Origin of the sequence: Anaerocaecibacter muris (assembly GCF_943192945.1) — a bacterium.
Lineage (GTDB): Bacteria > Bacillota > Clostridia > Christensenellales > Pumilibacteraceae > Anaerocaecibacter > Anaerocaecibacter muris.
Map to the genome: position 1 here is coordinate 194804 of NZ_CALPCE010000001.1, position 21379 is coordinate 216182.

Consider the following 21379-nt stretch of genomic DNA (forward strand, 5'->3'; position numbering starts at 1 on the left):
ATAATTACACAAGTAATAAGTTGAGGCGAGAAGGAGAAAAAAAATGGCAGTTACACGCAAACCGAAAAATACGTTGAGGTTTTCCCAACCTTCGTCATGGTGGGGAAGTCAGTGGCGCGAGGGTTTGCCGCTCGGCAACGGCGTAATAGGCGCGTCCGTATACGGAGGCGCTGCCAGCGACGTAATTATGCTTACGCACGGCGATCTGTGGTGGCAGGGTAAAGACTCCGCATTGCAGGACGTTGCCGAAAAAGTAGCGGGAGTTCGCAAGAAAATAGACGACGGCGATTTTTTGGGCGCGGAAAAGATTTTATCGACCGAGCTTATTCGCAAGGGCTATCGCCCGCAGTTGTCGTACCCGTTGCCGCTCTGTGATTTTAAAATAGATATGAACCTCGACCGCGCGGCAAAGGAATACAGCCGCACGCTCGATATGGAAAACGCCGAAGCCTCGGTGTCGTTTAAGGACGGCGCGACGCGCTTCGAGCGCAATGCGTTTGTTTCGCGCGCGCGCGATATAATAGTGTACGAAATTACGCGCACGGGGCAGAAGAATATCGACGCGAGCTTTAAGTTCGAGTTGCACGATAAGTTTAACGCGCGCACTCCCGTCGCGGTTTCCGCCACGCCCGAAAGCGTCAGCGTCAAGAGCGAAAATTACTGGTTGTATTTTTCCGCGCGTTCCTCGTCGGGCGCGGACTTCGGCGCGGTTGCAAAGATCAACTTTTTCGCGGGCAAGCAGGAAATCAAGGACGACAGGCTTGTAATTACGGGCGCGGAAAAAATCCTCGTAATAATCAAACCGTTTATCGAAGCGCAACGCGACAAGGCGTGGAAAGACTGCAAAGCGGCGATTATGGAAATTAAATTGCCGTATGATAAATTGCTCAAAGAACATCAAACACTGCACCAAAAACTGTTCTATTCGGCGGAAGTCGATTTTGCCGCCGACCAGCAGTCGCGCGACGAATTTGTAGACAAGTCGGTCGCCGACGCAGTGCAAACGGGCGAAACCAATGCCGCCACGCTCGAAAAACTGTGGGCGTTCGGCAGATACCTGATGATCACGGGTTCTTCGCCCGACGCGCGTCCGTTTGCGCCTTACGGCTTGTGGTGCGGCGATTACAAAGCGGAAAAAGCGCAGATCAATGCGGCAGGCGATTTGCAAGCCGTGTACGACATGACGCAGAGCGGAAATCTTAACGATTTTGCGGAAAGCGTGTTCCACCTGTACGAAGCGGTCATGCCGTCATTAAAGACCAATGCGTCGCGGCTTTACGGTTGCCGCGGCATATTTGTGCCGTATACCACTTCGCCCTCGACGGGCTACCTCGGCGACATAAGCGATTCCATGATTCACTTCACGGGTGTCGCGGGCTGGTTGGGCAACCTGTTTTACGATTATGCGCTGTACACCAACGATCAAAAGTTTTTAAAGACGCGCGCACTCCCGTTCATGAAAGAGGCGGCGACGTTCTACGAAGAGTTTTTCAAGCTCGTCGATCTTAAATATTACGAATCTTCGCCGTCGTATTCTCCGTTTACGACCCCCGGCAACCTTGCGGGAACGGGCGATGAGCACGGTATTGCCAAAAACGCAACGGTCGATTTTGCGGTTGCGCGCAGTCTTTTGACAAATCTTATCGAGGGGTCGAAGTCTGCGGGCATGAACAAAGCGGAAGTCATTAAGTGGGAAGACATGCTCAAAAAGATTCCGCCGTTCAAGTTCAATCCCGACGGCACCGTAAGCGAATTTATAGACGACCGTTGCACGGATAACCCCGCGTCGCCGTCGCTTGCGCTGTATTATCCCGTTTATCCCGATTACAGATGTCGCGAAAACGCCGAGCTTAACAAGGCGATGAGCGCGACCGCGCGTAAAAAGACCTCTACAGCAAAGGAAAATATGTCCGCGGCGGACGTCGCGCGTTATGCGCAGGTGTTTGCGCGGTTGGGCGACGGCGATCAGTTCTATGAGCAAATAAACGCGCTTGTACGCGGCATGGCTATGAACAACTTGATGTTTGCTGAAAGCGATTGGCGCGGCATGGGCAGCGGTAAAAAGGACTTGTGGGCGCAGCCCGTTCCTTACGTCAATCTGATGGTAACGGGCGCAATGCAAGAGGCTCTTGTCCAGTCCACGCCCGACCTTATCCATTTGCTTCCCGCCGTTCCGTCGGAAATGAATAAAGGCGTGCTGACAGGCTTCCAGACAAGGGCGAACGTGGAAATTTCGTCCATGGAGTGGGATATGTCGCGCGGAACGTTGCTTGTCAAGCTAAAAGCCAAGCGCGCGGCTGTGATTGACGTTCAGTTCCCCAAAACGGCAAAAGCGCCCAAAAAGGTGGACGCGCAAAAGTTCGACGATACGCGCGGCTTGCTTATAGGACTGAAACTCGCGGCTAACAAACTTGTAACACTCGATATAAAATTCTAACACAAAAAAACGTGCGGTGACTGTCGCACGTTTTAATTTTGAATTTATTCACTTGTTGTTTGTAAGATAGGCGACTACGTCGTCCATGTCGTATAGCGCGGGTTTTGCCGATAATACGAAGTCCGCCGCGCGGAACGCGCCCGCCGCAAAAAGTTCTCTGCTTCTTGCCGAGTGCGATATTGTAACCGTTTCGTGTTCGCCGTAAAAACCGATTTCGTGTTCGCCAACAACCCCGCCGCCGCGCACCGACGTAATGCCCAGTTCGCCGCTGTTGCGCTTGCCGTCGCGGTTTATTATTTGTTTGTCGCGCGGCGCGAGCGCATCCGCGAGCAATAGCGCGGTTCCGGACGGGCTGTCCGCTTTTTGATTGTGGTGTTTTTCGACGATTTCGATGTCGAACCCGTCGCCGAGTATCGCTTGCGCGGCTTTAGCCGCCGCCTTGGTCGCGGCTATGCCGAGGCTTGTATTGCCCGAACGGAAAACGGGCACGCGCTTTGCAAGCAGTCTTATGCTCATCAGTTCGCTGTCGTTATAGCCGGTCGTGGCGATTACGCAGGGCGTTTTGCGCGCGTCGGCGAGCGATATTAACGGCGTGAGCGTTTGCGGACGTGAAAAGTCGATTATAACGTCGAACGGCACGTTTATGTTGCGCACGTCGTCAAACGTCGGAATTTCGGGGTGGGGAAAAGCATCGAACCCGCCTGTTATTTCGTAACCGAACGACGGCGCACATTGCACGAGCATTTTGCCCATTTTTCCGCTTATGCCGAATAAGAAAGCCTTTTTCATTTTTGTTGTACCTATGCGACTTATTTTATAAGCCCGATTTCTCGCATTGCCGCGGCGAGCCTGTCTGTGTGTTCGGGTTCCAGTTCGGTAAGCGGCAGGCGCGGCGTGCCGACGTCCAGCCCTATGAGTTGCATGGCTTTTTTGACGGGAATAGGGTTGACCTCGCAGAAAAGACTGTGTACAAACTCGCTAATACGAAATTGAAGCGCGCGCGCCTCGGCGTAATTGCCTTTGTCGCACAGTGCGCAAAGTTCGCTCATGATTTTGGGCGCGGGGTTTGCCGCTACCGATATTACGCCTTTGCAACCGAGCGCCATGGCGATAGTCGTAAGACTGTCGTCGCCGCAGTACATTGCAAAGTCTTTTTGCGCGCATACCTTTGCCGCGTCCTGAAATTGGTCGATGTCGCCGCTCGCTTCCTTAATGCCGATAATGCCGTCTATGTCGGCAAGCTCCGCAATGGTTTTTGGCAAAATATTTACGCACGTGCGAGTGGGGACGTTGTAAACAATGACGGGCGCGCCGACAGCGGCGACCGCTTTGTAATGTTCCACAATGCCGCGTTGCGTGCATTTATTGTAGTAGGGGGTTACGACGAGCACGGCGTCCGCGCCCAAGTCCTTTGCTTTTTTAGCGCGTTCGCACGCGACGGCGGTGCTGTTACTGCCCGCGCCGACTATGACCGGTACTCTGCCGTTGGTTTTTGCTATAACAAACTTGACGGCTTGTTCGTATTCCGCCGCTTTGACCGTGGCGGGTTCGCCCGTGGTGCCGAAAGGAATCAGCGCCGTCGTGCCGCCCGACAGCAGGTGCTCTATGTAGCGTTCGAGTACGTTGTAATCGATATTTCCGTCTTTTCCGAACGGCGTGACCATAGCCGCGCCCACGCCCGTAAACAGTGTCATAATCTTACCTCTGAATTAGTCTTGATTATTGTATGCCGCGCGGTTCGCGCGTATGAAATGCCTTAATAGCCGTTGCCGTGCAACAGTTCCGCTATTTGGACGGCGTTGCTTGCCGCGCCTTTGCGAATATTGTCTGCGACGACCCAGATGTTAAGTCCGTTATCGACGGAGTGATCCTCGCGCACTCTGCCGACAAACACTTCGTCGTGCCCTTCCGAATCGATAGGCATGGGGTAGACGTTGTTTGCGGGATCGTCGCACACTACTATGCCTTTGGCTTGACGCAAAACGTCGAGCGCGGCGGCGCGCGTAACGGGGTTGTAAAATTCTATGTTAATGCTTTCGCTGTGACCGTAATATACGGGCACGCGCGCGGTTGTAGCGGTGATGCGCATAGCGTCGTCGCCTAAAATCTTGCGCGTTTCGTTTACCATTTTAAGTTCTTCTTTGGTATAGCCGTCGTCGGTAAAAACGTCTATATGCGGTAAAACGTTAAACGCAATGGGGTGAGGGAACTTTTTGGGCGGCTCGCCGTTTATTCCGTTTTGAAGATCGTCGTAACCTTGACGACCCGCACCCGACACCGCTTGATATGTAGAGTACACTATGCGTTTTATCTTGAACGCGTCGTGGAGCGGTTTGAGCGCGACCACTGCTTGTATCGTCGAGCAGTTTGGGTTGGCGATAATTCCGTTATGCTTGAACGCCGCTTCGGGATTGACTTCGGGCACGACGAGCGGCACGTTTTTATCCATGCGCCAGTAGCTGGAATTGTCTATCGCCACCGCGCCGCACGACGCGAATATAGGCGCGAACTGTTTGGACACGTCGCCGCCCGCGGAAAATATTGCGTATTTTACATTGGCTTTTTTTATGTTTTCGGCGGTTAGTTCTTCAACCGTGTATTTTTTGCCATTAAACTCCATTATTGCGCCCGCACTGCGCGCCGACGCAAAAAGGTGCAATTCTCCGACCGGGAAGTTGCGTTCTTCGAGTACTTTGAGCATCATGCGCCCGACAAGACCGGTTGCGCCTACTACCGCTGTTGTTACGTTCATATAAAGCCTCCGACGAATATATTATCATTATCGTTCGGCATTGTCAAGCGTATGCGATTACGCGCGCGCACAAGGCGCGTCGGAGCGTGCGTTCTTATTTTTAAAAATGCCGTCTTTTTACTTGAAAAAAGGCGCGATAAGTAGTATAATGTAATCATGGGTGATCTATCTTTGCAATACCTTACCGATACGCGGCGCAAGCTACACTCGCTTGCGGAGCTGTCGGGCGAGGAGCATAAAACATCCGCATTTATCGCGGACGAGCTTAAACGGCTCGGCTACAAGCCCAAGTTAATAGGTACGGGCGTATATTGCGACGTAGGGCGCGGCGCGCCGCGGCTGGCGTTTCGTGCGGACATAGACGCGTTACCCATAACCGAGGACGTCGCAACGACGGGCATGTCCGCTTGCGCGGCTTCGGGCAACGTCATGCACGCTTGCGGTCACGACGGGCATACAGCCAACCTGCTAAACGTCGCGCGCATACTCGGCGGAACGAGCGACGTTCCGATTAGATTTATTTTTCAGTTCGGCGAGGAGGGTATAGGCGGCAGTCAGGTCATGATTGACGGCGGAGTGATGAACGACGTCGGCGAAATTTATGCGTTGCACCTTTGCCCCGAACTCGACGAAGGCAAAATCGGCTACTGCTACGGCGGTATGTTTGCGGGTTGTTGCGAATTCGACGTGGAAGTCGAGGGCAAGGCGAGCCATTGCGCAATGCCGCAACTCGGCGCGGACGCCGTTAAAGCGTCGATAGCAATCGCCAACGCGGCGTTCCGCGCGGCGGAGGAACGCGGGCTGTTGTTAAACCTCGGCAAAACCGTCGGCGGCGCGGCGCGCAATATCGTCGCGGACAAGTCGAAGTCGGAATATTCGTTGCGGTTTTACGATATGGCAAAGTGCGAAGCCGCCATGCTCGACATAGAGCGAGCCGCGCTTGACGCGGACGATAAGTTGGGCACAAATCACCGCATAATAAGTCAAGCCGTTTACAAACCGTTAATCAATTCCGCGTTTGCGGTTGACCGAGTGCGGAGCGTAATGGGCGAAGCGTGCGTTGCGGTCGAACCGCGCAACACCGCGGAAGATTTTTCCAACTATCTCTGCGAGGCGACGGGTTGCATGGTTTGGCTGGGCACGGGCGCGGACGGACGCAGATCCCCGTTGCACAGCGAAAGTTTTTCGTTCGACGAGCGCGCGTTGCTCACGGGAACGGAGTTGTTTCTTAAAATAATCGAATCGTACTCGAAGAAGAAATAGGAGAGCTAATGGCTAAAAGCGACACCACGGTAAAAAAGAAAAAGAAAGGCATAGTTCAGCGCATGATGTTCGGCGACGACACAAAGCCCGATCTCACGCCCGAACGCATGAAAATGTCCAAGTGGGCAATGTTTAAACACCTGTTTTTCCACAGATTCGGAACTATGGTGTTTTTGAACTTGCTCACCGTTTTGTTCGCACTGCCCGCGGCGGCGGTTATGGTGCTGTTCTATTTGAACACGGCGGTCGCGGCGAGCTTTATTCCGTATTCGGGCAATCTCGGCATCGGCTATCCCATTGTCACCGACGCAATCACGCAGGGCGTACTTACTAATTTTTCTTACGAACTGATGGAGTTTTTAATACTTGTTCCGTGTATTGCGGTGTTTGCGCTCGGCGTTTCGGGCAACCTGTACGTCATGCGCAAGCTCGTTTGGGAAGAACCCACAAGGACGTTTAAAGACTTTTTCCGCGGCATTAAAAAATGCTGGCTGCCCGCGCTCGTCATGGGCTTTGCGTTCGGGCTTACTATACTGCTTGTACAGTTTTCGTTCGGGTACTTCGACGCTTACCGCCTGTCAACGGGCTTAAAAGCGTTGAGCATAACGCTGTCCATTATTTTCTTGGTGTTTATGATACTGTTTGCGTCGTTCTTCCTGACGCAGAACGCGGCGTTCAAAATGCGCCCCATGGTGTTGATACGCAATTCCTTGCTGTTTGTAATCGGCACCAACATACAGGCGATACTGATAATCGGGCTTGCGCTCGCACCCGTGTATTTGATGTTTATCCCCGGGATAATGATGATACTTGTAATGGTTTACGTGTTTTTGGGCGTGTCGTTCTCCACGCTCGGCATAACGCTGTACTGTCATCACTGTTACGAAAAGTTTTTGTACGACAAGATTGAGAACAAACCCTCTACCGTGTACGCCAAGCGCGCGAGCGATTTCGACGACGAAAAAACGGAGCAGGTCGGCAAAAAGAAGCAACAGCCCGTCGCGTACAAAAATCCCAAAAAGCGCAAGAAGTCCATTGACGAAGGCGCGTCCATTACTCCGCTTACTCCCACGTTCAGGCGCGAGGATTTGGAGCGTTTGGAGAAAGAACACGAAAAGGTCATGCGCGAAAGCACGGACGACGACGGCGAGGACAGCGCGGAGAGCGACGGCGAAGTTGCGCCCGCTGTAACGGAAACCGCGCCGACCGTTCCCGATAGCGCCGCTTCCGAAGTCGGCACAGACAAAGCCGACGGCACGGATAACGGTAAGGAATAACGATTGATAACCGCATTTGATAAAAACGGCGCTGTTGCGCTGTATAAACGCGAGTTTGCGGAACGGCTTAAAGAGGACGATTACGAAGGCGCGCTCGACAGGCTTTTAAAGTATTCGGAAGCGACCGAAAATCCCGATTTTCACATGGCTTGCGGCATGCTTTATCTTGTCATGTCGCAGTCGAGCGACGATCGCGAATTTTTAACGTTGGCTTACCGCGAATTTATGGAGCATATTCGCAGGTTCCCCGACTGCACGGCGGCATACCGCAATCTTTTGGCTACCGTATATTTGCGCCGCGACCCCAACGCAATGCTGTCTTGCGACGAGTTTGTGCAATCGAGCGGGCAGAATTTAAAAGAAATCGTGAACGAGTTGGCGGACGTCGGAATAGGCGTAATCATGGGCGATTCCGAATACGTGTTTGTGGAGGAGTTGTTTCGCGCGGGCGAGTACGGCGCAATAGATCCCGCCGAGCCTGTCGCAGATAAAGACGAAGCCAAAGCGGACGGCGCGAACGTCAAGGGCAGCGGTACGGCGTCTAAAATAATTAAATTTCGCGGCGCGACAAATTCGGAAGCGGCGGAGGATAACGGAAACGGCGGCGACAGGCACAAATTGACGGAAGAATTCGACAGCGATAATCCCGTGTATGATTTTTTGCAAATGGCAAAGATGATTGCCGAGGACGACGACGCGGTCACTGATTTGCTTGCAGACGACGAGGAAACAGACGCCGACGAAAAAGAAAACTTTTCTTTCGAAGACGCGTTTATAAACGATTTAAATAACGAAAACTTGCCTGCGGAACTGCGCGCGCGAGTTGCGCTTCGCACGGCGGAACACTATTGCGACAAAGGCGAATACGACGCGGCGTTGTCCACGCTCGATAAAATAGGAACGCACGACAAGCATTTGTACTATTGCGGCGAGTGCGTGCGCGCGTTTATACTGCTGGAAAACGAGCGGTACGGCGACGCGGAACGCGCAATAAGACGCGCGCTCGGCGTTCATGCGGACGGCGCGCTTGCGGGCACGCTGTTGTGCACGCTTTACGAAGTTCAGCGCAAGTTCGATGAAATTCCCGCCGCGCTCAAAGCTATCGCAACCGACGATTTTATAGACGCAGACCACGTATACAAAGCGGCGCGGCTCGCCATAAATTACTGCACGCCCGACGACGCGCTCGAACTGTTGGAAGATTATATCGACGAGTTCAATATCCTCGACATACGCCAACTGTATGCGCAGGTTTTGTATAATTACGGCGAGCGCGAGGACGCGACCGCCGAGTTGTACGACCTTACCCGCATACTTTACGACGATTTTAACATCAGATATTATTATCTGGCGGCAAAGGCGGGCGCGCAAGAATTACCCATAGGCGAGGAAGCGCCGCAACATGCGTTGAGCATGATTGTAGAAAACATTTCAGGCGTTGCGGCGGCGGGCATAGTAACCGACGAAATGCTTAATAACGAAGCGTTTAGGCTCGGACTCGAAGTGTTTTTGACGCTGGAATATCGCAACGACCGCAAGACGACCGTCGCGATGTTCGAGGCGGCGCGCAGACTGGCGGCAATCTACAAGCTGGACGAAGTAATGCGCGACGCGCTGGTTTCGCCGTATATCGAACCTATGGTCAAGTCTGTTATACTTGCGGAGCTGTTAAAGCGCGCCGACGAATTTACCGTAAGCGTCGCTTACTGCCCGTATTCGGACAGCGTCGTTTGCTCGCTCGGCGAAAATGCGACCGCGGGTAGCCGTATCGCTTATGCGTTTATACTTATTTTGGAGCGGGGCAAGACCGCCGCGCTATCGGAAAAGGTCAAAGAGATAGAACCGTTATTGCAAAGCGGAATATTCGACGACGACGAGAATAGCGAGCGCGACGTTGCGTATTACTTAATCAAGTCCGTTATGACCCCCGAACGGCGTAACGGCACGGTGGGCGACAGAATAGAATACGCGCTCGGATATTCGACAAAGACCGCCGCAAACACGGCATACAAAGCAGTTGCCGCAAAAATACACGGCGCGGCAAAAAATTAACGATCGGATAAAAGTCCGTAAGGAGAAAACAATATGAACGACGAAAACAAAGAACTGTACTTTTTCGACTTTGACAAGCTGTTCGAGAACTATGCCGATAAATATTACAACGAACACGAAGCCGAATATTCCTCGCCGGAGGACTTTGCCAAGCGCGATTTGGACAACGTTTACCATACGTGGGCGACGTCGCCGCAAACCTCGCTCGGCGGAATTTCGCCGTCCGAATTTTTTAACAGAATTCCGACCGAAGAGCTTATAGACATTCTTAAAGGCGCGTGCGTCGGCGAACTCAATCCGTGCTCGCTGTTGTTTGACAGAATAGCGACGGAACCGTCGCTTTTGGACGATCTTGTCGCGCTTGCACGGTCGGCGACGGACGAAAAGTTGCTTGCCGTTACGGTCAGTCTTATATCGGAACTGGGCGGCGCGGACAACGACTTTTATTTGGCAATGATAGAGCGCGATATAGACGAGTCTATTCGCGAAGTGTGCGTGGAAGCGCTGTGCGACCGCGCGGAACAAGTCAAGGATATAATTCTCGAACGCGCGGAAACAACGGACGACCTCGATAAAAAAGAACAGTATGCCGAAATCCTTACGTTCTGCGATGCGGGCGACGACAAAATACTCGCGCTGTTGCGCGATCTGTTGGCGACAGATCCCAAAGTCCCGTATATTGCGGCGCTGATAGGCAGGTACGGCGACGACCGCGCTTGCGCCGATTTGTACAAGCTGATAGACACGTGCACGTTTGCGGAGTTTATAGAAATTCGCAATTCCATAGAAATGATGGGCGGCACTGTTGACGAACACTGTCGGGATTTTTCGGACGATCCGTTATATAAAGCCTATTACGGCTTATAATAATAAGAGTGAATATGTCGAAAGAAATAACGCTTAACGACGTCAAAGAAAACGACGAGTTTAAACAGCTTATAAACGCGAGCAACAACAGCCTTAAAGTTCTCGGTTACACCGAGCACGGGTTGCGGCATGTCGGGTATGTGTCCAAAACTACCGCGAATATTTTGAGCACGCTGGGCTTCCCGCAACGCACCGTCGAACTGGGCGCGATAGCGGGCTGGATTCATGATATAGGCAACGCGATTAACCGCAAGCACCACGGTCTTACGGGGTCGCTTTTGGCTTACGATATACTTGTGCGCATGGGCATGGACGCGGGCGAAGTCGCTTTGATTATTTCGGCGATAGGCAACCACGAGGAAGAAACGGGCACGCCCGTAAACGAAGTTGCCGCCGCGCTTATACTCGCGGACAAATCGGACGCGCACCGATCGCGCGTGCGCAGAGAAACCGCCGACCGCAAGGATATTCACGACCGCGTCAATCTATCCATCAAAAAGAATTACCTCGCCATCGACAAAAACAAAAAGACAATTCGCCTTGTCATACAAATGGACAATACGTCCGCGACAATGGAATATTTGCAAATATATTTGTCGCGCATGGTACTGTCCGAAAAAGCCGCGGCGTTTCTCGGATATTGGTTTGAGCTTGTTATAAACGGAAACGTCATAAATCGCAGAAAGCCGGTCGCTTCTACCAACGTTCACCCCAAAGCGGGCGAAACCGAAGTGTCGGAAGAGTAGTTTGTAGCGCGCGTCAACTCGCGTGTGGAAGTTACATTATCGTTTTTACAGCGAACGTCGTATAAAATTCGGCGTTCGTTTTTTGTGTGGTAAAACGGCAGTGCAACGGGCAAAAGCGCGACTGCTCGGCGCATTTCTAAATGCGCGCTGTTCGACATACAATATAATATGTTTAAATCGTTTTTACGCGCAATGTCGGTATCTATGCTTATAATCGGCACTATGATAGGCGCGGGGTTCGCTTCGGGCAAAGAGGTGGTGTCGTTTTTCGGCGACGTGCCCAACGTGTTTATCGCGTTGATAGCGGGCGGGCTTGTGTTCGCGTGCTCCGTGCTGTTTCTGTTTGTCGGGCGGCGGGTAAAAAAGACGGACATAGGCGAGGTGAACGGCGCGGTTTTCGGCAAACTTCGCCCGTTCGCGGACGTGTTTATGCTGTTCAATTCAATGACGGTGTTGGGCGCAATGCTCGCGGGCACGGACAGCCTTGCGGCGGAGTTTATAGATATACGCCCGCTCGCTTCCATTGTTTTGGGCTTGCTTTGCGCCGTAACTGCGGTTAAAGGGCTGTCGGGCGTGATAAAAGCCAATGCCGTGCTTGTGCCCGTAATGATAGTGTTTTTATGCGCTTGCTCGATATGCGCAATGGAGTTTCCGTTCCGTCCGCAGTCGAGCAATATCAGCGTATATTCGATAGTGCTTTACGTGTCTATGAATATGATTTTAGGCGGCGGGGTATTGACTACCGTACATAAGCTGTCCCCGCGCGAAATAATACTGGCGGCGGCGGTTGCGGCAACGGTAATCGCCGCACTGTTATTGTGCATCATGGGCGCATTGCAGTCGTGTTCGGCGGCGCACGCGGATATGCCGATATTGCTAATTGCGTTGAAAAGCGGGAGGGCGATGTATTTTGTGTGCATGCCCGTTATTGCCGCGTCGATATTCACGACGGCGCTGTCCGCGTTCAAGTCCGTTTACGATTATGTCAGTGTGTTTTTCAAGCACAAAATAACAGCCGCCGGCATTGTGCTTGTCGGCGGACTGATTGTAGGTGCGTTCGGGTTTTCCAACGTCGTCGGCACGCTTTATCCGATAATAGGAATAATAGGTTTGTTGTATTTGGCTTGCAACTGTTGGTTCCTTATCCGTACTCGCGTAAAACGCAGGGTAAAGAGCAAGGCGAAGCGCGTTAAGTCAAAACTCAAACGTCAGTCTATGTGATAGCGTTTTTTCGTAAGTCGTTCCACGCCCGCAACAGCAAGATACATAACCGTTGCGAGTATGCACAATACGACCGTGCTTGCCATTACCAAATCCATTTTAAATACTTGACTGCCGTAAATTATGAGATAGCCCAAGCCCGCCGTAGACACAAGGTATTCGCCCATGATTGTGCCGACCCAAGCAAGTCCGACGTTTATTTTGAGCATGTTGACGAGCGCGGGCACGTTTGCGGGTATGATGAGTTTGGTAAGGATTTGAAAGCGCGTCGCGCCCATGGAGCGCAGCAGTAAAATTTTGCCTTCGTCCACAGACATAAAACCGTTGAGCACGCTGATGACTGTCACTATTATGCAAATAAGCACCGTCATTACTATTATTGCCTGCGCGCCCGCGCCCACCCAAATTATTATGATAGGTCCGAGCGCGATTTTGGGCAGGGCGTTAAGAACGACTATATACGGTTCGAGCACACGCCGCAACCGCGTAAACCGCCACAGCAGTACCGCAATCAGTATACCCAGTCCGCTTGCGACGAAAAAGCCTATAATGCACTCGATAAGGGTGTACGCTATGTGCGTAAACAAGTCCGCCATGTCTATTTCGGACAGTGTTTTGGCAATTCGCGAGGGGCAGGACGTGATAAACGGGTCTATCCAACCGAGTTCCGCGGCGAGTTCCCATAGCCCTATGAAAAACGCGAGTACGCCTATGCGTAACAGTATAACTATTATTTTATCGTTACGCCGCTTTGCAAGATATGTTTGTCGCGGCGTTTTGACTTTTGTCATGCGACAGGGAAGTCCTTTGTTTGTCTTCATGTTTGTTGCTCCTTAATGTAACCCGCGGCGGACGGCGCGAATGTTTGTCGCGTATAGTCATACGGGTTGCGATGTAAGTAGTCGGTGATTATTCGGTCGCTTTGACGGCTTCGGGCTTGTTGGTCTTGCCGTCGTCGGCGAGCGCGGTTTTAACCGCGTTGTACACGCGCTTGCCGAGGTCGATAAGGAATATTCCCGTATCTTTGGCGAGCGTGGCGGCGTCGAGTAAAACTTGTTTGCCCGTAACGCGCGGCTTGTAGTCGTTTTTCATAACGTAACCTCCTTCCACACGCGGTCGAACCAGTATGAAAACCTCGGATTTTCACGGCGTTTGAGTGGCGTGGGCGCGTCGATGTCTATATCGAACACGGTTTTGACTGTCGCGGGGCGCGCGGTGAGTACGACTATCCTGTCCGCCATGGACACCGCTTCCGCTATATCGTGAGTGACAAGCACGGCTGTCTTTTTTTCGTGCTTGATAATGGAATGAACGTCGTCGCATACGGTCATGCGCGTTTGGAAATCCACCGCCGAAAACGGTTCGTCGAGCAATAACAGTCGCGGCTTGAACGCGAGCGTGCGTATAAGCGCGGCGCGCTGGCGCATGCCGCCCGATAGCTGGGTGGGGTACGCCGCTTTAAATTCGCCGAGTCCGTATTTGTCGAGCATATCGAGCGCGTATTTGCGACTTTCGTCGTTGAGTTTTTTCTGTACGGACAGCCCGAGCAAAACGTTGGATTCGATAGTGCGCCATTCAAACAGATTGTCGCGTTGAAGCATATATCCGACGTTTCCCGACGAGGCGACGACGGGCGTGCCGTCGATTGCGACCGTGCCGTTGGTGGGCGCGAGCAAGCCCGCTATCATGGACAGTAAAGTCGTCTTGCCGCAACCCGACGGTCCGACGAGGGCGATAAATTCACCCTCGTCAACCGATAAAGTCAGGTCGCGCACAGCCTCGGTCTCGCTTTTTTCGGTCTGATAAATAATATCCGCGTGACTTATTTCGAGTAGCGCCATGAGCGGTTATCCTTAATTCATGCCGAGCTCGGCGATTAGTTCGTTGGCAATGGTGTTGTCTACCGCGAGCTTGTAATCCGCGCGGGTAGATAGCGTGCCCGCGTTTTCCATAATGTCTTGTAAGCGCTCGAACGCCTCTTGCGACAGCACGGGACTTGTCGCCCACGCGTTTATTTTCAGATAGCTCTTGACTGATGCGGCGATGGACGTTTCGCTGATGCCGGGGAACGATTTGGCAAGGTCTTTGGCGACGACTTCGGGCGTGTTCTCGGTCATGAACTTGTAGCCTTTAAGCACCGCGCGCAAAAACGCTTTAGCCGTGGCGTTGTTGTCTTTGAGCCAAGACTTTTGCGCGGAGAACGCGGTGTACGGCACTTCGCCCGACGCTTCGCCGACAGACGCGACGATGTAGCCTTTGCCGAGCGCAACGTATTCTGATGCAGTCGGCTCGAACATGGTGGTGTACGAAATGGATTTATCGGTGTCGAACGTGCCGACCATTGCGTCGAACGCGACGGACGTGTCGAAGTTTTTGCTGTCGGTCGAAACGCCGTGATTGTTAAGCACCCATTGCAATGTCATTGCGGGAACGCCTCCGGCGCGTCCGGCCAAAATGTGCTTGCCTTCGAGGTTAGCCCAGTCGAAATCGGGTTCGGGATTGCGCCCGACAAGGAACGACCCGTCGCGCATTGTCAACTGCCCGAAAATAACCGGGTAGTCCCGCTGTCCTTCCACGTGACAGTAAATAGTCGCTTCGGGACCCATGAGTCCGATGTCGGCGGAGCCGGAAATGACGGACGTCATGACTTTGTCTGCGCCGCCGCCGTTGGAGAGTTCGATTTTGATGTTTTCCTCGTCGAAATAGCCTTTATTCTGGGCTATGTACAGAGGCGCGTAAAAGATTGAGTGGGTGACTTCGCACAGGCGCACCGTGGTTTTGCCGTCGTCGTTGCAGGCGGTAAGCGACAGCGGACACAGCATGAGTGCGATTGCGGTGATAAAAGCGGTGATTTTTCCTTTCATAAAATTCCTCCGAGTGATAAATATATTCCAGTGTATGCGGTGTGTTTGGGTATAGTGAATACGCAAAACACGTAAATATTTTCGCAGTGCGATATAAATAATTGCTATTTCTGATTGATTGTGTTAAAATGCGATATATATACAATGTTATCGGGAGCGCGACGTAATGGACAAAACGTACAATCCGCAAAGTTTTGAATCACGCATTTACAAAAGATGGGTGGACAACGGCTGTTTCGAGCCCAAGCAGGGCAAGGCTAAAAAGAAATTTTCAATCGTTCAGCCGCCGCCCAACATCACGGGACAACTGCATGTCGGACACTCCATGAACGTCACTATACCCGACGCGATAGTGCGTTACAAGCGCATGAAAGGCTACGAAACGCTATGGCTTCCGGGTATCGATCATGCCTCTATCGCCACCGAAATGAAAGTGGTGGAGGCTATGCGCGACGAGGGGTTAAGCAAAGCCGACGTCGGACGCGACGGGTTTTTGGCGCGCGCGTGGGATTGGAAAAACAAGTACGGCAACCGTATTGTCGAACAGCTTAAATATATGGGCGTCAGCCTCGATTGGTCGAGAATGGCGTTTACTATGGACGATCGTTGCAGTAAAGCCGTGCGCGAAGTGTTTGTTTCGCTGTACGAGCAGGGATATATTTATCGCGGCGACCGCATTATTAACTGGTGTCCCGGTTGCAAAACCGCCATTTCCGACGTCGAGGTCGATTATACCGCCGAGCCGTCGCACCTTTGGCACATCAAATATCCGTTTAAGGACGGAAGCGGCTATGTTACTGTTGCGACGACGCGTCCCGAAACGCTGCTCGGCGACACCGCCGTCGCGGTCAGCCCCAAGGACAAGCGTTATGCGGGTATGGAGGGCAAACTTTTGATTCTTCCGCTCGTCGGCAGGGAAATACCCATTGTTTACGACGAATACGTCGAAGCGGACTTCGGCACGGGCGCGGTTAAAATAACGCCTGCGCACGACCCCAACGATTTTGAAGTCGGGTTACGTCACAACCTCGAAGTCATACGCGTTATGAACGACGACGGTACTATGAACGAAAAGGCGGGCGCGTATTGCGGCATGCCGCGCGACAAGGCGCGGGCGGCGGTTGTAGCCGATTTGCAAGCGCAAGGCTTGATGGATAAAATCGAGGACTATACGCACAACGTCGGGCATTGCAGTAGATGCAAGCAGACCGTCGAGCCTATCGTGTCCAAGCAATGGTTTGTCAAAATGAAAGAGCTTGCCGCGCCCGCAATCGACGCGGTCAAGACGGGTAAAATAAAATTCATCCCCAAACGCTTTGAAAAATCGTATTTCAACTGGATGAACAATATCCGCGACTGGTGCATATCGCGTCAGCTTTGGTGGGGACACAGAATACCCGTATATTATTGCGACGGGTGCGGCAAAGAAATAGTCAGCCGCGAGGACATTACGACCTGTCCGCACTGCGGCGGCGCGGTTCGCCAAGACGAGGACGTGCTCGACACGTGGTTCAGTTCCGCGCTGTGGCCGTTCTCGACTATGGGTTGGCCCGAACAGACCGACGATCTCAAAAAATACTATCCGACGGATTTGCTCGTCACCGCATACGATATAATAACGTTCTGGGTGTCGCGTATGATATTTGCGGGTATTAAATTCGCGGGCGAAGTGCCGTTTAAGGAAGTGTATATACACGGGCTTGTGCGCGACGGCATGGGGCGCAAGATGAGCAAGTCCACAGGCAACGGCGTCGATCCGATAGAGGTTATACAGACCGCAGGCGCGGATGCGTTGAGGTTTTCGCTCGTAAACGGAATAGCGCGCGGCGGCGACGTGTGCTTTTCCAACACGTCGCTGACTGCGTATCGCAATTTCATGAACAAGCTGTACAATGCGGCAAAGTTCGTTATAGGCGCGTGCCAAAACGGCTATGCCAAAAATCCCAAGGCGCTCACCGCCGCCGACGGCTGGGTTATCGGACGAATAAACGATCTTATCGCCGCGGTCAACCACTCTATGAACCGTTACGACGTGGGGCATGCGGCGCAGTTGCTGTACGATTTTATTTGGGACGAATTTTGCGACTGGTATATTGAGTTTGCTAAAGTGCAGTTAAAGGGCGAGAACGCGCTCAACACTGCGGGCGTGTTGCGTTACTCGCTCGACGTGCTGTTGAAACTCGTTCACCCCGTTATTCCGTTTATAACTACCGAAATTTACGACAGCTTGCCCGATTCGGACGGAGAACTGATGCTGTGCGATTTCCCCAAGAAAAGGCGCGGCGAATACGACGGCGCGGTAAAACTCACCGAGCGGCTTAAAGACTGCGTGCGCGCGGTGCGCAATCTCAAACAGACAAACGCCGCCGTTGCCAAATCGCCCGAAGTATATTGCGACGGTGATAAGGAGTTGTGCGAGCTTATCCGCGTATACTTGCCCACGCTCGCAAAGACGGAACAGGTTAAAGACGGGCGAGCCGACAACTGCGCGCTTATCGCGCTCGACGGAATTAAACTGTATATTCCGTTGGCGGACACCCAAAAAGAGCGCGAGCGGTTGGAAAAAGAGCTCGAAAAATGCAAGTCGGAACTTGCGCTTGCACAGTCCAAACTGAATAACGCGGGTTTCTGTCAAAAAGCGCCGCAAAAACTGATTGACGCGGAGCGCGAGAAAGTAGCCAACTATACCGAGCGCATAAACGTTTTGACCGAAAAATTGGGTTAAACGGCGACGCGCCGACGGCATAAATTTAACAAAACCGTTTACTTTTGCCGATAAATATGCTACAATAATACTCTACCTCAAATTAACCGACCGTTGGGTGACGTATTGGAACAGTCCGAAGAGGAATTACTTAATAAACTTATTGTATTGTTCGTGTTTGACAAAATGGACATTGCGCTCGATTACAATACTATTATCAACATCTGTTACACGCAGAACGGGTGGATGATGCCTTTGTATTGCATGGACGCGATAGACAAACTTGCCAAATCGAACTTTATACATAAGGTGGACAGGGGCAGGGAAAAACTGTACTCGATGACGCCTGACGGCAGAGCGTGCCTTGCCAACTTCTATTCGCGTATTCCCGAATCGTTGCGGCAGGAAATAAGCGATTATGTCAAAGCCAACAGAATGTCGTATAAACGTCGGCAGGAGTACAAGCATACTTATTATAAGAACAAGGACGGCACGTATACCGTGTGGTTGCGCGTCGTGGAGCCGTCCTCAACGCTATTGGACTTAAAGTTTGTCGTCGCAAACAACCGCACCGCAAAGTATATCCACGAAAACTGGGAAAAGAATGCGGCGAGTATTTACCTTATGTTGCACGACAGGCTTACGGAGTGAGGTGAAATATGTATTCTTATAAAACTTCCGGAACGTGCTCGCAAGAGATACTGTTCGATGTAGAGGACAACAAAATAACGTCGGTCAAGTTTATTCGCGGCTGTGCGGGCAACACGCAGGGCGTGGCAAAACTCGCGGTCGGGCGCGACGTTGACGAAGTTATAGGACTGCTGTCGGGTATACAGTGTCGCAACGGCACGTCTTGTCCCGACCAATTAGCGCGCGCGCTTAAAGAATACAAGGCGAGCAAGGCGTAACGGCTCGCAAAGGAACTGCATGAATACTCGGCGTTTGGTTTCGATAGCGGTTTTTACCGCGCTGATAATTATAGGCGGGCTTATATCCGTATATATTCCGTTTACACATATATCGCTGTCTTTTCAGACGGTGTTCGTGATTATGGCGGGAATACTGCTCGGCGGACGCGACGGCGCGCTTGCGTCGCTGGTGTATCTTGCAATGGGGTTGCTGGGCTTGCCCGTGTTTACCAAAGGCGGCGGCTTGGGTTATGTCATGATGCCTTCTTTCGGATATTTAATCGGCTTTCCGATAGGCGCGTTTGTTGCGGGCGCGCTGTGCTCGCGGTTAAAAACGCCGACGCGCGGCAAAGTTTTTCTGTGCGGCATAATAGGCATGGCGCCCGTGTATATCGTCGGAATTACTTATCAAGTCCTTATACTTTATTATTATACGGGCATAGGCTGGGCGGCGGCGATAGGCGTGCTTCCCACAATGGCGGTGCTGTTGCTTAAAGATTCGGTGCTGTGCGGATTTGTGGCGATACTGTACCCGTCGTTGCATAGAGTTATGCGCAGTCGCGCCGTCGATAAGCGTAAAAATACAACCGCATTTAAAATGTCCGAACCCGATTAAAGTCGGGTTTTTTATTGCCGTAAAAACGCTTTTGCGGCATGGTCAAATTGTACAAAATAGGCGCGCAAAATTTATGCGGTTTTGCATTGAAATAGCCGCGGCGAAGTGTTATACTATTTATGTAATAAAAATCGGAATAAGGAGAAAATTATGGCAAGTTTGTCTTTAAAGCACATCTACAAGGTGTACTCCGGCGGTGTAAGAGCCGTCAGCGACTTCAACCTCGATATCGACGATAAAGAGTTTATCGTCTTCGTCGGTCCGTCCGGTTGCGGAAAATCCACGACGTTGCGCATGATTGCGGGCTTGGAGGATATTTCGTCGGGCGAGCTCTATATCGACGATAAGTTGGTAAACGACGTCGAACCCAAGGATCGCGACATAGCGATGGTTTTCCAAAACTACGCGCTTTATCCGCACATGACCGTTTATGACAACATGGCGTTCGGTTTGCGACTTCGCCACGTTCCTTCCAAAGTAATAGACGAAAAGGTGCAGGAAGCGGCGAGCATACTCGGTATTCAACACCTTTTGAGCCGCAGACCCAAGGCTTTGTCGGGCGGTCAGCGTCAGCGTGTCGCGCTCGGAAGAGCTATCGTCCGCGAACCGAAAGTATTCCTTTTGGACGAGCCGCTGTCCAACCTCGACGCAAAACTGCGCGTTCAGATGCGTACCGAGATTACCAAAATTCACCACCGTCTTGCCACAACGTTTATTTACGTCACGCACGACCAAACCGAGGCTATGACCATGGGCACGCGTATCGTCGTTATGAAAGACGGTATTGTCCAACAGGTAGATACGCCTACCACGCTTTACGATAACCCCGCCAACCTGTTTGTAGCTTGCTTCTTGGGCTCGCCGCAAATGAACATATTTAAAGCGAAACTCGTCGAGGAAAACGGCAATCTTTACGCGCTTATCGGCGAAACCAACAAGGTCATGATACCCAAGTCGCGCGCCCTGCGCATTATCGACAACAGCATTATCGGCAGCGAGGTGCTTTTGGGTATTCGTCCCGAGGACGTGCACTACGAGCAGGCGCTTGTGGACGCGCATCCCGAATCGGTTATCGAGGCGACTATCGACGTTATCGAAAACCTCGGAAACGAAACAATCCTTTATCTCAATGTCGAGGGTAAAGAGGACTACACCATTTCGCGCGTCAATTCCCGCTACACGTTCGAGCAGGGCGAAAAAGTCAAGATGTATCTTGCAACCGACCATGCGCACCTGTTCGACCCGACGACCGAATTTACGCTCATGGGCGTTCCCGATTACAACCTTATCCCCGCACAGGCTGTTGCCGTCGAAGGCACGCTCGCGGTTATGTTCGGCGATACGGTCATCAAACTTCCCGAAGAATTGCTTAACCGCATTACGGACAAATCGGTTATCAACAATCAAGTATTGCTCGGAATTCCGCCCACCGCGCTCAAAGCGGAAGGCGAAGAGGGCGACGCGTATATCGAGGGTGTTGCGGAGTTCTATGACAACTATCCTCGGTTCAAAGCGGTTTACGCCGCCGTTCCTGGCATGAAGAATTATCTTATCGTTTCGCGCCCGCTCGACAGCGAGTTCGTCGGCGGCGAAAAGATAAAGACTTACGTCGATATAAGCAAGATCCAGTTGTTCAGCGCGGACGGCGAACGCCTTATTGCGGACGCGCCGC

At 52.2% G+C, this 21379-nt stretch carries 18 protein-coding genes and 1 pseudogene; 12 read left to right on the forward strand and 7 right to left on the reverse strand.

Annotation, left to right across the window (positions count from 1 at the left end):
- The first annotated feature begins 43 nt into the window (after positions 1-43).
- A complete protein-coding gene (locus NFR57_RS00725) occupies positions 44-2437 on the forward strand; it encodes a glycosyl hydrolase family 95 catalytic domain-containing protein (RefSeq protein ID WP_251181920.1) in 2394 nt (797 codons plus the stop codon).
- 48 nt (positions 2438-2485) lie between these two features.
- Here the strand turns inward: NFR57_RS00725 and dapB are convergent, their stop codons facing one another.
- From dapB to NFR57_RS00740, 3 genes are all read right to left on the reverse strand, one after another.
- The gene (dapB, locus tag NFR57_RS00730) at positions 2486-3226 is read right to left on the reverse strand and encodes a 4-hydroxy-tetrahydrodipicolinate reductase (RefSeq protein ID WP_251181921.1); all 741 of its coding nucleotides are present in this window, start codon (positions 3224-3226) and stop codon (positions 2486-2488) included.
- A 20-nt stretch (positions 3227-3246) separates the two neighbouring features.
- A complete protein-coding gene (dapA, locus tag NFR57_RS00735; RefSeq protein WP_251181922.1) occupies positions 3247-4131 on the reverse strand; it encodes a 4-hydroxy-tetrahydrodipicolinate synthase in 885 nt (294 codons plus the stop codon).
- Positions 4132-4193: 62 nt separating this feature from the next.
- Complete coding sequence (locus tag NFR57_RS00740; RefSeq protein WP_251181923.1) at positions 4194-5189, reverse strand: aspartate-semialdehyde dehydrogenase; 996 nt, start codon at positions 5187-5189, stop codon at positions 4194-4196.
- A 156-nt stretch (positions 5190-5345) separates the two neighbouring features.
- Between NFR57_RS00740 and NFR57_RS00745 the strand changes: the two genes are divergently transcribed.
- From NFR57_RS00745 to NFR57_RS00770, 6 genes are all read left to right on the forward strand, one after another.
- Entirely contained in the window at positions 5346-6452 is a 1107-nt protein-coding gene (locus NFR57_RS00745) for a M20 metallopeptidase family protein (protein WP_251181924.1), read from the forward strand.
- A gap of 8 nt (positions 6453-6460) precedes the next feature.
- Complete coding sequence (locus NFR57_RS00750) at positions 6461-7729, forward strand: hypothetical protein (RefSeq protein ID WP_251181925.1); 1269 nt, start codon at positions 6461-6463, stop codon at positions 7727-7729.
- A gap of 3 nt (positions 7730-7732) precedes the next feature.
- Positions 7733-9781, forward strand: a complete 2049-nt coding sequence (locus NFR57_RS00755) for a tetratricopeptide repeat protein (RefSeq protein WP_251181926.1) — start codon at positions 7733-7735, stop codon at positions 9779-9781.
- Between the two features lie 33 nt (positions 9782-9814).
- Complete coding sequence (locus NFR57_RS00760; protein WP_251181927.1) at positions 9815-10648, forward strand: hypothetical protein; 834 nt, start codon at positions 9815-9817, stop codon at positions 10646-10648.
- A 14-nt stretch (positions 10649-10662) separates the two neighbouring features.
- Entirely contained in the window at positions 10663-11394 is a 732-nt protein-coding gene (locus NFR57_RS00765) for a phosphohydrolase (protein WP_251181928.1), read from the forward strand.
- A gap of 168 nt (positions 11395-11562) precedes the next feature.
- The gene (locus tag NFR57_RS00770; protein ID WP_251181929.1) at positions 11563-12615 is read left to right on the forward strand and encodes a hypothetical protein; all 1053 of its coding nucleotides are present in this window, start codon (positions 11563-11565) and stop codon (positions 12613-12615) included.
- Here the strand turns inward: NFR57_RS00770 and NFR57_RS00775 are convergent.
- The 4 genes from NFR57_RS00775 to NFR57_RS00790 form a co-directional block, all read right to left on the reverse strand.
- Entirely contained in the window at positions 12603-13436 is an 834-nt protein-coding gene (locus NFR57_RS00775; RefSeq protein ID WP_251181930.1) for an ABC transporter permease, read from the reverse strand. The genes NFR57_RS00770 and NFR57_RS00775 overlap by 13 nt on opposite strands.
- Positions 13437-13524: 88 nt before the next feature.
- Positions 13525-13707, reverse strand: a complete 183-nt coding sequence (locus tag NFR57_RS00780) for a hypothetical protein (protein WP_251181931.1) — start codon at positions 13705-13707, stop codon at positions 13525-13527.
- The gene (locus NFR57_RS00785) at positions 13704-14456 is read right to left on the reverse strand and encodes an ABC transporter ATP-binding protein (RefSeq protein WP_251181932.1); all 753 of its coding nucleotides are present in this window, start codon (positions 14454-14456) and stop codon (positions 13704-13706) included. The genes NFR57_RS00780 and NFR57_RS00785 overlap by 4 nt, the downstream gene beginning before the upstream one ends.
- Before the next feature lie 12 nt (positions 14457-14468).
- A complete protein-coding gene (locus NFR57_RS00790; RefSeq protein ID WP_251181933.1) occupies positions 14469-15479 on the reverse strand; it encodes an ABC transporter substrate-binding protein in 1011 nt (336 codons plus the stop codon).
- Positions 15480-15645: 166 nt separating this feature from the next.
- Here NFR57_RS00790 and NFR57_RS00795 point away from each other — a divergent pair, with 166 nt between their 5' ends.
- The 5 genes and pseudogenes from NFR57_RS00795 to NFR57_RS00815 all read left to right on the forward strand — a co-directional run.
- On the forward strand, positions 15646-18204 hold the full coding sequence (locus NFR57_RS00795; protein WP_251181934.1) for a valine--tRNA ligase: 2559 nt from the start codon (positions 15646-15648) through the stop codon (positions 18202-18204).
- 105 nt (positions 18205-18309) lie between these two features.
- A complete protein-coding gene (locus NFR57_RS00800) occupies positions 18310-18834 on the forward strand; it encodes a DUF4364 family protein (protein WP_251181935.1) in 525 nt (174 codons plus the stop codon).
- 8 nt (positions 18835-18842) lie between these two features.
- Complete coding sequence (locus NFR57_RS00805; RefSeq protein ID WP_251181936.1) at positions 18843-19091, forward strand: TIGR03905 family TSCPD domain-containing protein; 249 nt, start codon at positions 18843-18845, stop codon at positions 19089-19091.
- 34 nt (positions 19092-19125) lie between these two features.
- Entirely contained in the window at positions 19126-19707 is a 582-nt protein-coding gene (locus tag NFR57_RS00810) for a biotin transporter BioY (protein WP_251181937.1), read from the forward strand.
- 150 nt (positions 19708-19857) lie between these two features.
- Positions 19858-20961: pseudogene (locus NFR57_RS00815) on the forward strand (ABC transporter ATP-binding protein); the annotation flags it as partial.
- Positions 20962-21379 lie beyond the last annotated feature (418 nt).